The sequence below is a fragment of the Caballeronia grimmiae genome (assembly GCF_022879615.1).
Lineage (GTDB): Bacteria > Pseudomonadota > Gammaproteobacteria > Burkholderiales > Burkholderiaceae > Caballeronia > Caballeronia grimmiae.
Window position 1 is genome coordinate 274114 of the sequence record NZ_CP084274.1, and the last position, 12757, is coordinate 286870.

General features: G+C 61.8%; 12 protein-coding genes. 6 read left to right on the plus strand and 6 right to left on the minus strand.

Annotated elements, in window-relative coordinates; translation table 11 throughout:
* Nucleotides 1-2: 2 nt before the first annotated feature.
* Nucleotides 3-2048 carry a hydantoinase/oxoprolinase family protein gene (locus tag LDZ21_RS24670; RefSeq protein ID WP_244797253.1) on the minus strand — a complete coding sequence of 682 codons (2046 nt, stop codon included), beginning with the start codon at nt 2046-2048 and terminating at the stop codon, nt 3-5.
* A 161-nt stretch (nt 2049-2209) separates the two neighbouring features.
* Between LDZ21_RS24670 and LDZ21_RS24675 the strand changes: the two genes are divergently transcribed.
* Nucleotides 2210-3148 carry a LysR family transcriptional regulator gene (locus tag LDZ21_RS24675; protein ID WP_244797254.1) on the plus strand — a complete coding sequence of 313 codons (939 nt, stop codon included), beginning with the start codon at nt 2210-2212 and terminating at the stop codon, nt 3146-3148.
* A gap of 52 nt (nt 3149-3200) precedes the next feature.
* Here LDZ21_RS24675 and LDZ21_RS24680 read toward each other — a convergent pair whose 3' ends face one another.
* Complete coding sequence (locus tag LDZ21_RS24680; RefSeq protein WP_052005683.1) at nt 3201-4097, minus strand: ATP-grasp fold amidoligase family protein; 897 nt, start codon at nt 4095-4097, stop codon at nt 3201-3203.
* Nucleotides 4098-4489: 392 nt separating this feature from the next.
* Nucleotides 4490-4753: a YlcI/YnfO family protein gene (locus tag LDZ21_RS24685; RefSeq protein ID WP_035962481.1), complete on the minus strand. Its 264-nt coding sequence runs from the start codon at nt 4751-4753 to the stop codon at nt 4490-4492.
* Between the two features lie 1419 nt (nt 4754-6172).
* Between LDZ21_RS24685 and LDZ21_RS24690 the strand changes: the two genes are divergently transcribed.
* Nucleotides 6173-7426 carry a glycosyltransferase family 4 protein gene (locus tag LDZ21_RS24690; RefSeq protein WP_244797255.1) on the plus strand — a complete coding sequence of 418 codons (1254 nt, stop codon included), beginning with the start codon at nt 6173-6175 and terminating at the stop codon, nt 7424-7426.
* Nucleotides 7427-7430: 4 nt separating this feature from the next.
* On the opposite strand, the gene LDZ21_RS24695 is transcribed toward LDZ21_RS24690, so the two are convergent.
* Nucleotides 7431-8540 carry a nucleoside hydrolase gene (locus LDZ21_RS24695; protein WP_244797256.1) on the minus strand — a complete coding sequence of 370 codons (1110 nt, stop codon included), beginning with the start codon at nt 8538-8540 and terminating at the stop codon, nt 7431-7433.
* Nucleotides 8541-8691: 151 nt separating this feature from the next.
* On the opposite strand from LDZ21_RS24695, the gene LDZ21_RS24700 reads away from it, so the two are divergent.
* On the plus strand, nt 8692-9048 hold the full coding sequence (locus LDZ21_RS24700; RefSeq protein WP_244797257.1) for a CidA/LrgA family protein: 357 nt from the start codon (nt 8692-8694) through the stop codon (nt 9046-9048).
* The gene (locus LDZ21_RS24705) at nt 9045-9779 is read left to right on the plus strand and encodes an LrgB family protein (protein ID WP_244797258.1); all 735 of its coding nucleotides are present in this window, start codon (nt 9045-9047) and stop codon (nt 9777-9779) included. Before LDZ21_RS24700 ends, LDZ21_RS24705 begins: the two co-directional genes overlap by 4 nt.
* Before the next feature lie 12 nt (nt 9780-9791).
* Here LDZ21_RS24705 and LDZ21_RS24710 read toward each other — a convergent pair whose 3' ends face one another.
* Nucleotides 9792-10820: an alpha/beta fold hydrolase gene (locus LDZ21_RS24710; RefSeq protein WP_244797259.1), complete on the minus strand. Its 1029-nt coding sequence runs from the start codon at nt 10818-10820 to the stop codon at nt 9792-9794.
* Between the two features lie 50 nt (nt 10821-10870).
* Here LDZ21_RS24710 and LDZ21_RS24715 point away from each other — a divergent pair, with 50 nt between their 5' ends.
* Entirely contained in the window at nt 10871-11074 is a 204-nt protein-coding gene (locus LDZ21_RS24715; protein WP_244797260.1) for an MARCKS-like protein, read from the plus strand.
* 10 nt (nt 11075-11084) lie between these two features.
* Here LDZ21_RS24715 and LDZ21_RS24720 read toward each other — a convergent pair whose 3' ends face one another.
* Nucleotides 11085-11510, minus strand: coding sequence for a CBS domain-containing protein (locus LDZ21_RS24720; RefSeq protein ID WP_244797291.1), 426 nt, complete (start codon nt 11508-11510; stop codon nt 11085-11087).
* 150 nt (nt 11511-11660) lie between these two features.
* Here LDZ21_RS24720 and LDZ21_RS24725 point away from each other — a divergent pair, with 150 nt between their 5' ends.
* Nucleotides 11661-12755, plus strand: coding sequence for a glycosyltransferase family 4 protein (locus LDZ21_RS24725; protein WP_244797261.1), 1095 nt, complete (start codon nt 11661-11663; stop codon nt 12753-12755).
* Nucleotides 12756-12757: the final 2 nt, after the last annotated feature.

Below are 12757 nucleotides of genomic sequence, written 5' to 3' on the forward strand. Positions count from 1 at the left end.
AATCAGGCTGCCAGTTCGATGACGAGGTTGAGATCACGATCGACGCGCGCGACGTGCGACGCCTTCAGCACCGCGCAACTGCTGTGCTCTTCGATCACGGCCGGCCCTTCGATCGCCGCGCCCACCGGAATCTCCGTGCGGGCGAACACGGGCAACGTGCGGACGTTGCCGTCGAAATACACGTCGCGCGTGCGGGTCGGTGCGGGCATCGCGCCGCCGTTGCGTTGCGCCGCGCTGCCGCGCCAGCCGGTCGACGTGACGAGTTGCAGCCGCACGTTGGCGACGACAACCGGCTTGTCCTTGCTGACGAAGTTCCATTGCCGCAGATGCGCCGCCTCGAAGTTCGCCGCGAGCGCACTGCAGACGCCTTCGGCTCCGTCCTGCACTTCGACGGTGATGACATCGGGCTGGCCGGCGTAGCGGCAATCCGCGAGACGCACGACCTTCACGCCTTCCGCATCGACGCCATGACGCTGGAGTTCTTCCATGCCTTGCGCGCGCAGATCGTCGAGCGCACGGTTCAGCGTGGCGTCGTCGATCTTCGCGAGATCGCTTTCAAGGGGACGCTGATAGTCGTATTGCTGATCGGCGACGGTCATGCCGAACGCGCTGAACAGTCCCGGCAGCGGCGGAATCACGACGCGGCGAATCCCCATTTCCTGCGCGAGATCGACCGCGTGGACCGGGCCCGCGCCGCCGTAGCAGATGTAGCTGAACTCGCGCGGATCGTAGCCGCGCTCGACGGTCATGATGCGAATGGCCTGCGCCATCAGCGCGTTCGCCACCGAGCGCACCACTTGCGCCGCTTCGGGCACGGAAAGACCGAGCGGCTTCGCGATCACTTCCTCGACGACACGCCACGCGGCCTTCGCATCGAGCTTGAATTCGCCGCCGAGGAAGCTGTCCGGATCGATATAGCCGAGGACGAGATTGCAGTCGGTGACGGTCGGGCGCGTGCCGCCGCGCCCGTAGCACGCGGGGCCGGGATCGGCTCCCGCGCTTTCCGGCCCGATCCGCACGCCGCCGCCCGCATCGATCCACACGATGGAGCCTCCGCCCGCGCCGACCGAATCGATATCGATGCTCGGCGAGCGCACCGTGTACGTATGCAGCACGCTCTTGTTGCGCAGTTCGGGGCGGAAGTCGCGGATCAGCGAGACATCGAACGTGGTGCCGCCCATGTCGCCGAGAATCGCGTTCTTCAGTTCGCTCTTCTCGCAGTTGCGGATCGCCGCCGACACGCCGCCCGCCGGTCCTGATTCGAGCAGCACGATGGGCCGGTCCGCGACCATCGCCGGGCTCGCGAGGCCGCCGTTCGATTGCATGAACAGGAACTTGCCGGCGAAGCCCAGTTGCGCGAGCGCATTGATGAGCCGGCCGATATAGCGGCCGCAAACGGGGCCGAGCATCGCGTTGATGACGGTGGAGCTGGCGCGCTCGTACTCCATCGCTTCCGGATTGACTTCGTGCGATGCGCAAATGAAGCGGTCCGGCAACAGGCGGCGCAGCGCATCGACGGCCTCGCGTTCGTGCTGCGGATTCACGTGCGCGTGCAACAGGCAGACGGCGACGGCTTCGACATCCGATTCGCGAATCTGCGCGGCGATGCGTTCGAGTTCCGCGTGATCGAGCGGCGTGGCGACGATGCCGTCATAACGCATGCGCTCGGTCACTTCGAGCCGCCAGCGGCGCTCGACGAGCGGGCGCGGGTTATCGAAGAGCAGATCGTAGAGGTCGGCGCGGTCGTGGCGCGAGACGCGGCGCAGTTCGAGGATGTCGCGAAAGCCGTGCGTGGTGACGAGCGCGGTTTTGGCGCCGGTGCCTTCGACGACCATGTTGGTCGCCATCGTCGTGCCGTGTCCGAGGAACGATACGTCCGCGCTCGCCGTCCCCGACAGTTCGAGAATCTTGCGAAAGCCTTCCACGGTGCCGACGACGCGATCCTTCGGCGTCGTGGGAACCTTGGTCGACCAGATGCGGCCCGTTTCGTCATCCACCATGACGACGTCGGTGAAGGTGCCGCCGACATCGATACCGATTCGTTTCAATTGCGTCTCTCCATGTACGTTGTGCTGTTTGAGCGCCATGCGCGTTGCGGCTATGATCTGCCGCACTGAAGGCATCGGGCATCGACGGACTCAGTGTAGAGAGACATCGCCCGGCCAGATAATGAAACGTTCCGATCAGGTGAATCAGTGGAGTTATATCGGTGATAACCAGTATCGACGCGATCCTGCGGCGCTTGCGCGGGAACCATGTGGCGCTGTTGATCGCGCTCGACGATCACGGCTCGCTTCGCCGTGCGGCGCAGCAGGTCTCGCTTTCTCAGCCCGCGACGACGAAATCCCTGCGCGAAATCGAAGCGATGTTCGGCGCAGAACTGTTCGCGCGCTCGCCGCGCGGCATCGTCGCGAATGAGCTCGGGCGCTGCGTGATCCGCCATGCGCGTGCGGTGCGATCGGAGATCGGCGCGTTGCGCGATGAACTCGCGGCGATCATGCGTGGCGGCGGCGGGACGCTTGCGATCGGCGCGGTCATGGGCAGCATGCCCGTGTGGCTGACGCCGATCCTGCGCTCATTGCGAGAAGTGCAGCCGGATATATCGGTGGAAGTGTGGGAGGACAACAGCGCGCGGCTTTTGTCGATGCTCGATCAGCGCCTGCTCGATCTCGTTATCGGCCGGCCGAGCATCAGCGTGCATCCCGATGCTTACGACTTCGTGCCGCTCGAAGCGGAGGAAGTGTGCTTTGTCGTGGACGGCGCGGACCCGCTTGCGAAGGTGGAGCGCATCGAGCTTGCCGATCTGACCGGCAATCCGTGGATCGTGCCGCAAGCCGCGCTGCCGATGCGTTCCTTGCTCGAACAGCTCTTCGACGACAGGCAGTTGCCGTTTCCGCGCTATGCGATAGAAACGTCATCGACATTTGCGACCTTGTCGTTGCTGCGCTCGGGAAGCGGGACGGTCGGCCTCGTGCCGATGAAGGTGGCGCGCTACTTCGAGGAACACGGGCTGGTTGCCGTGCTGCCGATCACGATCGACCGGCGCGGGCCGCCGTATGGCATCGCGACGCGGCGGGGCGCGACGCTGCCGCAGCCGGTGCAAAGGTTCATCGATCTATGTCTCGCGAAGCGTGATGCCGATGCTTGATGCCGATGTTTGATGCCGATGCTTGATGCCGATGTTTGATGCGCTACCGTGATCAGGCTTTCTCGGTGGCCCACTCCTGGCGGATCGTTTCGAGCATGCGGCCCCATTCGTAATCGACGCTATCGGGGGACATCCGCAAAACTCCCGCGCCCGGCGTAAAAGTAAGCTCACCGAAATAAATATGTTCTCTCAGCGAGTACAGATCGACGCGCACGTACTCGAAGTCTCTTGCGAGTTCACCGGCCGTCTTCAGCAACGCATCCAGATTCGCGGGACGCGGCACGGGCTTGTCGCTCGGCTTGTAATGGCCGAAGCGAATGTTCTGCAGGTTCCAGTTTGCATCGAAGGTGTCGCCGTGCGGCGTTTCGCCGAAGCGATCCGATATCACGAGGACGTAGATCGTCTGCTTGCCGGACTTCTCGTTGAAGACGTGGAACTTGAGATCGGGCGGAACGGTGCCGGTATCGTCGAGTAGCAGCTCTTCGAAGAAGATGCGCGGCTTGATCGCGCGATAGTGCCGCTCCCGTGCGATGCGATAAAAGTCCGTCGATAGCCACGATTGCGCGAGTTGCGACAGTTCCTCGAAGGACGTCGTCGATTTGTCGCGGACCACCTTGACGAAACCGCTGCCGTGATTGGCTTTCATCACGAAGGCGTTAGGCAGTTCGTCGAAGACAGTCTTCGTGAAGACCGATGGGGCAGCGAGCAATGGAATCAGATATTGCGGGCCGATTTTTCTTGCGATGTAGTCGCGGACCGCGAGCTTGTCGCTCAAGTCGACATAGCGCGGATCGGGGTGCAGACAGCGCCGAAGGATCTGCTCGTTGAACGTCAGGGGACGCCGCAGATTCGGGAATCGCCCAATGCGCCTGCGATGAACGAAGCTCAGGAACACATCGTCCGGCAACCACACCTTTGCGCTGTCAAAGAGCCGTTTCGAAAGCGACATCCGGTATTCTCCGTGTGACTAATCTTGTAATCTTGGTCGTAGCTCAAGCCCCGTTTCGTTAGCGAGCGCCTGACGTCGTTCACCGGTGCGGTGGACTCGAAATCGTCCCAAGCCGCCGATGCCCCGACCGTGCGGCAACCAACAAAACGAAACCAAAAGACTTGCCTGCCGATTTTGCTTGTATTAAGCGGCTGGTAAAGCGCCGCTCCTCGTTGAACGAGCGTAGCAGACGCTTAGTGGGAACCGGAGCGCGTTTCCACACGCTGTGGGGCATATTTTCGTCTTGACGGTGCATTAGCAAGACAAATTCCCGGCGGATGTGCGGGTGTGTCGGCTGTCGCGACGTTAGGGGTTCGAAAGGTTTAGCAAGTGCGGTGGCCGTGGGTGACCTGTTAGTCCGCCAGGTTGCTGAAGAGGTCGGGCGTGGCGTCGCTTGCGGGCTGCCTGCGCTGCAATGAGCCACCGCGCGCCTGCTCGAGCATGTCCGGCGGCAACCACGTTTCTTCCATCTGAGCGATGCCGCGCTCGATCATCTGCTGCAGGAAAAACGACTGCTTGTGTCCCGTTACTTCTGCCAATAGCCGCAATCGCTGTTCGATCGCCGGCTCGACACGTACCGCGACCACCTTCAACTTGTTTTCGGCGGTCCTTCTCACGTTTGCTCCTTTTGCTGCCTTGTTAGTGCTACGGTTCGCGCCGGTTGGGGACGCGGATGCAGCGGTGCTTCTACCATGAAGGTTTGGTGGGGGGCAATGGTTTTTTGGGCGAGGGCGGGCGCTGTTCGCGTTTGGGGCGGCTTCTTGAGGTGCTTTTGCCGCCCAGTTCGGCGATGCCGCGCCGTAAAGCCTTCGCAAATAACGTAGCTCGTTAATCAAATACGCGAGATCGGCGGGGCATCGATGATCATTTTAGTGACTAGATGGGGTCGTCGGTCATCCCGTTTATGCGATGCCGTTATTCAGACGCGTTGCAGTGATGGCTGCGCGTCAGTCTGGTACCTTCGTCAGATTTTCGAGACCCTGACCGCCCTGCACGTGACGCGCAATTCTACGCAACCAGAACAGGAACAACAGGTTCGTCGCCTCATGCTCGACGCACTCATGGTTTTACAGCGTAATCGCGCGCGTCACCAAACGAACGGCGACACCCCCAAGCAGAAGGCAGAGCGAGTAGTGAAGCACCGTTGTAGGAGACGCGAAGGCCGTGAGTACGTCGCGTCAATGCACGTGCACCGCACGAAACGCGTTAAGACCAGGCCACAGTCATGGCGTATCTCTAAGTGACGTGGCTACGATGGCTGATAAAGACGCCCGGGAGTTATCGCACGTCGCTCGGATGCTTCTTCAGAGCTGACCAATTGCCTTTCGGCACACGGTCACGTTCTTCAGATAGGTAGTACATCGTAATATCTGGTCCGATGCTAACGAAGCGTCGTTTGGACGCTCCTAACTGTGGCCGTTGCTTTTGCTTCCCGTTGAGGAAGCTGCTCGCGACACCGCCGCGAATTCGCTTGCCTGGGCGAGAAGGCCACGGCATCGTGCAGCTGATACACGCCGTCCTCCGACCGTTGCTACCATTCGACGACACGGACACACGAATTGCCTTCCGCTCGTAGCATTGTCGAACTGGAGCACGGCTTCAGCGTCTGCACACCCCGACTTACCAACTGACGAATAGCCAGCCACCCCGCCGTATGTGAACCCTTCGTCGCGACTACACTCAAACGAGATTCATGACGTATGGAAGAACCGCGAGAAGCACACGTAACTTATTCATTACGCCGACACTAACCCGGCAATATTTGCAGACGAATCGCGTTATTAATCCAGCTTGATTCACAACGGATCGATCCAAAGCTAGCATTGCATTTGCTTACGTTTCGCTTTGCGCCTTCTCAAGCATTTTGGCTTATCCTAAACTCCTGCTTACCGGCTGGAGCGATGCCGCAACTGCGCTGTCATGTTGTGCTTCAAATCCGAGATGGCTGCAGCGGTGCACCCCTTGCCTTCTGGTAACTGTCTCGGGCCGACAGCGAGGGTGCCTTATCGTAGGACGACGACACTACTTCAAACGCCGTGAAAATACTCATCGTCAACACGTTGTACTATCCGGACAAAATCGGCGGAGCTGAGGTATCGACGCAACTGCTCGCCGAGGGGCTCGTCAGGGCAGGCATGGACGTGTGCGTCGCCTGTGCAACGGGAACAGGCAACGATAGCGTCACCGAATTCAACGGGGTCAAGGTTTATCGTCTGCGCTCGGCCAATCTCTATTGGCCACATGCGCCCAAGAAGCGCTCGCGTGTCGCCAGGTTCATCTGGCATGCCATCGACGTCGTCAATGTCGTCATGTCGCGCAAGCTGCGCGAGATCATCGCGCGGGAAAAGCCGGACATTATTCATACGAGCAATCTCGCATGTCTGTCCGTCGATGTTTGGCGCGCTGCGCGTGCCGCCGGCGTGCCGATCGTTCATACCGCACGCGACTACTATCTGATGTGCCCGGCGACGACGATGTTCTCCGACGTCGAGCCCTGCAAACGGCAGTGCGGTTCATGCGCGTTGTATTCCGCGCCGAAAAAGGCTGCGTCGACGCGCGTTCAGGTCGCCGTGGGCGTCAGCCGCTTCGTGCTGCAAAAACATCTGAACAGCGGCTACTTTCCTGAAGCGACACGCACGGCTGTCATCAACAATTGCTATGTCCCAAGCCAGGACGCCGTTACGCACATGAAGCCACGCTACCAGGGCGGCCCTGTCCGTCTTGGCGTGCTTGGCCGCGTCGCGCGAGACAAAGGCTCGGAAGTCGTGCTCGAACAGCTCGCCGCCGACAACACGCTCGACTGGACGCTCGTCTTCGGCGGCAAGGGCGACCCGGATTACATCGACGGCCTGAAGCGCAAATACGACGACCCGCGCGTGCAGTTTCTCGGTCACGTGAAGCCCGAGGACTTTCTTCGCAGCATCGACATTCTGATCGTGCCGTCCATCTGGCATGAGCCGTTCGGCCGCGTGATCGTGGAGGCCTATTCGTATGGCTTGCCGGTCGTCGGTGCAAATCGCGGCGGCATTCCGGAAGTGATCGAGCCGCGCTCCAATCTCGTCTTCGACATGGAGCGTCCGCACACGCTGATCGAAAAGATTCGCGAGGCCATCGAGTTGCTGAAGGAACCGTCCGTGCACGACAGGCTGCGCAAGCACGCCGATACCTTCAGCCCCGACTCGATGGTCAACGCCTATCTCGACGTCTATCGCAGCGCGCTCGGCAACGCCATCAAAAGAACCGTCGAACCGGTCACGCCCGCGATAGCGCCGAAAGCCCGAATGGACTGAGCCGTCACTGGAACTTCACCGGCACCGGACTCGTTAGCAAGCCCACGTAGAAATTAAAGAAGCGGTCGTTGTCATACCGCGTGACGTAGGTGATTTTCTGCGGCGACGCGCCGGGTGCCGGCGCGTCGGGATACACACGCACATGCCCCTGATCTTCGCCAGGCGTCGTATCGATATCGAGGTAGGCGCTCTGCGTCTCTTTGGCATACGTGGGATCGAGAAAATATCCGATGGTCAGCGTGTCGTAGATATTCGTATTGCTCGCAAATGCGCCCGCATTCGCGATGGCATAAGCCTGCGTGACCGGCGTCTGTCCCGTCGGCGGATTGACGATCTGGTTATAAACGCTCTCCGTTAATGGAACTGTATTCGTCACGTCGAGTGGAATCACCCGCTGCGGAATGGTGGTTTGCAACAGCGTGCGCACCGCCACCGGATCGAACCACCAGTTCAGTTCGCCCACTGCATTCGCATTGCCGGGCACGTTCATCGCGCCGCCCATATACACGATCTCCTTGATGAGCGGCACGATCTCCGGCGCTTTCTTCACGGCTGTCGCGAGATTCGTCGGCGGTCCGACTTCGATGATGGTCACCTGATTCGGATAGCGCTTGATCGTATCGATCATGAAATCCGCGGCGGCTTCGGCCTTGAGCGTCGTCGATTGCGCGAAGCCGTCGGGCGGCGCCGTCAATTGCGACGACTGCGTCGGCTCCGGACGCATCCACGCGCCGAAATAGCCGTTCGGATTCGCGGCCTGCTGCGCGCGAATGCTCGCGACGTCGTATTGCAGCGGATAATTCGCGCCGGCATACACGCCGACCTTGTCCTGCACGCCCATGCGCTCGACGGCCTTCAGCGCATCCGCCTGTTCCTGCAGCAGCCAGTCGTTGCCGGTGACAACACAGAGTCCCAGCAGGTTGACCTTGCCCTGCCCCATCAACTGCGTTGTCATTGCGAAGAGCTGTCCGTCGTCGCCCATCGTGTTGAAGTCGGAATCGATGATGACCTTCGGTGCGTCGTTGTAAGCATCGTGATGATCGGAGCCGCCGCAGCCGGCGACGATGCCGGCCACCACGACTGTGACGAGTCCTGCTGCATTGCGAGGCGTCATCGTTGTCTCCTGAGTCCTTCGACTTATCGTGCGAATCGTGGCCGCCGATGCCAGCGGCTTCTTCATTCTAGGAGCATTCCGTGCAATCGTCGGCTGGACTATGATTTGCTCGCGCGACTTGCCGCCCGGAACAATGAATACAGGACTTGCGATGCTTCTCTCACTGGCCGTGCTGCTGCTCTTCCAATGTCTCGGCGAGGGCCTTTCGTATCTCTTCCGGCTTCCGGTGCCCGGCCCGGTCGTCGGCATGTTGCTGCTGCTCGTGTTTCTGATGGCGCGTCCGCGCGCCGCCGATGCAATCGAACCTACCGCGAACGAATTGCTGCGCCATCTCTCGTTGCTGTTCGTGCCGGCAGGCGTCGGCATCATGGTGTCGGCGAGCGCGTTGCGCGGCAATCTGATGGCGATCGTGCTCGCCATCATCGTCAGCACGACGCTCGGCATCGCCGTGACCGCGCTCGTCATGCGCGCGCTGATGCAGCGTCATCGTGAAGGGAGCGCGCGATGACCGCGTTCCCGCAAATCAATGCGATATGGGTCTATCTCGCCGCATCGCCGCTGCTTGGGTTGACGATCACGCTTTTCGCGTATCTCATCGCGCAGTGGATTTACGCGCGCTGCCAGTTCAATCCGCTGGCGAACCCGGTGTTGATCGCCGTCGCCATTCTGGTGGCCGTCTTGCAGATCAGCCGCACGCCGTATCCGACTTACTTTGAAGGCGCACAGTTCGTGCACTTTCTGCTGGGACCCGCAACGGTTGCGCTGGCCTTGCCGCTTTATCGGCAACTGGGGAATCTGCGCAAGCTCGCCGCGCCATTGATGGTGGCGCTCGTTGCCGGGTCGATGACGGCGATCGTGTCCGCTGTCGCGATCGCATCGTGGCTCGGCGCATCGAAGCAAACGATCGCCTCGCTTGCGCCGAAGTCCGCGACGACGCCTATCGCGATGGCCGTCGCCACGTCTATCGGCGGCATTCCATCGTTGACCGCGGTGCTCGTGATATCGACCGGCATCTTCGGCGCGGCGTTCGCACGCGTGATCCTCAACGCGCTGCGTGTGACAGAACCGGAAGCGCGCGGCTTCGCGCTCGGCGTGGCATCGCATGGCATCGGCACGGCGCGGGCGTTTCAGGTCAGTCAGCAAATGGGCGCGTTCGCCGGCCTCGGCATGGGGCTGAACGGAATACTGACGTCGATACTCGTGCCGCTCGTCGTGCCGATGCTTACCGCGTGGCTCTGAGCGGCTCGCGCATCAGCCGATCGCCATCGCCTCGACCGCATCGCCGATGCGGCCGGCATCATCGTAATGAACCATGTGCCCGCCATGCCGGATCACCGACAGCACGCTCTGCGGAATGTCCCGCGCAAGACGGCTGGAATGCGCTTGCGGATCGACCACGACATCGTCTTCGCCCGCGAAAATGCGCACGGGGATATCCACCGCTCGATAGTGCTTCGACAACGCACTCGCCGCCGGCACCATGCACGCCGCATCCTCGCCGATGGCCCGCATCTGCGACGGACGAAGCACGATCTGGCGCTGCACGTAATGACCGAAATCGGGCGGCACGTCGGAGGGCGCGAACATCGCACGCACGTTCTGGTCGAGCAACAGGCGTCCCATGACGGGCGACACGGTGTAGCGAATGACGTCGCCGACCACGGGAATCGCAGCGGGCGCGGTGAGCAGAACGTCGTATCGCGCGGTCGGATAGTAATAGCCCGAGATGAGCGTCAGCCCGCGAATCTCGATGCGCGGCTCGATGGCCATTGCCAGTGCGATGAGGCAGCCGAGCGATTGCCCGACCACGACCGCGCTCGTCAGGCCCATGCGCCTGAGCGCGTGTTGAAAGAGCGCAGCCTGCTCCTGCGGCGTCCAGACGCGATCGCGCGGGCGCGTGCTGAAGCCGAAGCCCGGACGATCGAACGCAATCACACGATGACGCTTAGACAGGCGCGCGACCAGCCCGCTCGCGATGAAGTCCTGCAGCGTGACGAGATTGCCGTGCACGAGCAGCACCGTGGGGCCTTCGCCTTCATCGATGTAATGAAGGCGCACGCCGTCGACGTCGATGAACTGACCGATGGGCGGATGCTCCCGTTCGGCGCGTCGTCCCCGCCACGCGGCCCACGCCGCGATGCCGATGGATGCGGCCGCGATGCCGGCAAGAAGTGGGGGCGATGAGGAAGCGCTGGATCGTGTTGGACGCATATAGGAGAGAGAAGGAGGCGAAGGACGAGCCAGCGAAGCGAGCAACCGGCGTGCCACGGATCGGAACATCGCTTGCTCGATGAGGCCAGGACACTGCTCACACAGACGAGGCACGCGCGATGAACCAGCAAGATCACATCGAAGGTCAACCGGTTCCCGGCCATACCGAGAACATCCCGACCAATCCAGCGGATGCGCCGCTACGCGGCCCGACCGAGGACCGCGCGCCTGACGCGACGCCCGACGACAAGCCCGGCACGCCGCCCGGCACGCAAAGCGAGAGCGACCGCCTGAAGACGCCGGAAGACGGCAATCCGGTCTGACTTGCGCGTGCTACCGGTCGGGCACGGACGGCGTGGAGATTGCCTGTATCGTCGATGACACTTCGCCGTCCGAGTAGACCGCGATATCGCCCAGCGCGAGCATGCCGACGAGTTTCTCCTCGCTGTCCACGACAGGCATTCGCCGGATCTGCAACTGCTCCATCCTCTGCATGGCGGATTCGATCTCGTCACTCTCCCGGCACCACTCCACCGGCTCGCTCGCGATTTCCTGCACCGTGCACGACGAGTCCTTGCCCGCCGATACCGCACGCACGACGATATCCCGGTCCGTGATGAGCGCCTTCAGCCGCTCGCCCTCGCATACCGGCAGCGCTCCGACGTTGAGTTCGTCCATCAGTTCGGCCGCGCGGCGAATGGTGTCGCTCGGCGCGATGCTTTGCACGCCGCATGTCATTACTTCAGCAACCTGGGTCATGACGTTCTCCGTTGAATCGTGGATGGACATCGAATGAGCATGCGGCATGCCGTCATACGCCGCGCAGCGATCGTCGGCCCGCAGATTGCTCATTGAGCGCATCGAACGACACAAACCATGCATTGGCGTGGCCGACACTGGAATCCATCGATGAAAATCGCACAGGTCGCACCGCTCTACGAGAGCGTCCCTCCTATCGCATATGGCGCCACCGAGCGGATCATCTCTTACCTGACCGAAGCACTCGTCGCTCTCGGGCACGACGTCACGCTGTTCGCCACCGGCGATTCGCGCACGCGCGCCCGTCTGCACATCGGCACGCCGACTGCGTTATGGCGCGACGAACGCGTATGGGATACGACGAGTCATCACTTGCGCCAGCTCGATGCGGTCATCAAACGTTCATCGCAATTCGATGTAATCCACTTTCATACCGAGCCTTTGCATCTGCCGATGCAGCGCCTGCTCGCATGTCCATCCATCACGACGATGCATGGCCGCCTGCTCCCCGCCGATCACGGCCCGCTCTTCGATACCTTCAGCGATGCGCCGCTCGTCGCCATCTCCGATAGTCAGCGCAGCGAAATGCCCGACGCGAACTGGCGCGCGACCATTCATCACGGTCTCGCACTCGACGAAATGCGTTACTCGCAGAAAGGCGGCGACTATCTGCTCTTTGTCGGACGCGTGATGCCCGAGAAGCGCATCGATCGCGCAATCGAGATCGCACGCCGCGCCGGGTTGCCGCTAAAGATCGCCGCCGCCGTACATCCGGGTGAGCGTGCGTACTTCAAGGAGCAAATCTGCCCGTTGCTCGAAGCGTCGCAATCGTTCGTCGAATATCTCGGCGAAGTCGGCGGCGAAGCGCGGCGCGCGTTGTTCGCGCATGCACGTGCGCTCGTTTTTCCGATCGACTGGGAAGAGCCGTTCGGCCTCGTGATGATCGAAGCGATGGCGTCGGGCACGCCGGTCATCGCGTTCAGGCGCGGCGCGGTGCCGGAGGTGATCGAGCATGGCGTGAGCGGCTTCATCGTCGACGATGTCGATGAAGCCGTGCAGGCGGTACGCGATATCGGCGCGGTCGATCGCGCGCGCTGCCGCAGGACCTTCGAGCAGCGCTTCTGCGCCGAGCGGATGGCGCGCGATTATCTCGCGGTCTATCGCGATCTGATCGAATCTCACGCGCCCGCTCCGGCTGCGAATGCCGACGCCGCCGATCTCGACACCGGCGCGCTACAGGCATAGGG

What these genes read in the sequence shown, in the direction of transcription:
- LDZ21_RS24695 (WP_244797256.1), bottom strand. Translation starts at nt 8,540, where the DNA reads ATGACGCCTCGCAATGCAGCAGGACTCGTCACAGTCGTGGTGGCCGGC.
- LDZ21_RS24715 (WP_244797260.1), top strand. Translation starts at nt 10,871, where the DNA reads ATGAACCAGCAAGATCACATCGAAGGTCAACCGGTTCCCGGCCATACC.
- LDZ21_RS24710 (WP_244797259.1), bottom strand. Translation starts at nt 10,820, where the DNA reads ATGTTCCGATCCGTGGCACGCCGGTTGCTCGCTTCGCTGGCTCGTCCT.
- LDZ21_RS24705 (WP_244797258.1), top strand. Translation starts at nt 9,045, where the DNA reads ATGACCGCGTTCCCGCAAATCAATGCGATATGGGTCTATCTCGCCGCA.
- LDZ21_RS24725 (WP_244797261.1), top strand. Translation starts at nt 11,661, where the DNA reads ATGAAAATCGCACAGGTCGCACCGCTCTACGAGAGCGTCCCTCCTATC.
- LDZ21_RS24700 (WP_244797257.1), top strand. Translation starts at nt 8,692, where the DNA reads ATGCTTCTCTCACTGGCCGTGCTGCTGCTCTTCCAATGTCTCGGCGAG.
- LDZ21_RS24680 (WP_052005683.1), bottom strand. Translation starts at nt 4,097, where the DNA reads ATGTCGCTTTCGAAACGGCTCTTTGACAGCGCAAAGGTGTGGTTGCCG.
- LDZ21_RS24720 (WP_244797291.1), bottom strand. Translation starts at nt 11,510, where the DNA reads ATGACCCAGGTTGCTGAAGTAATGACATGCGGCGTGCAAAGCATCGCG.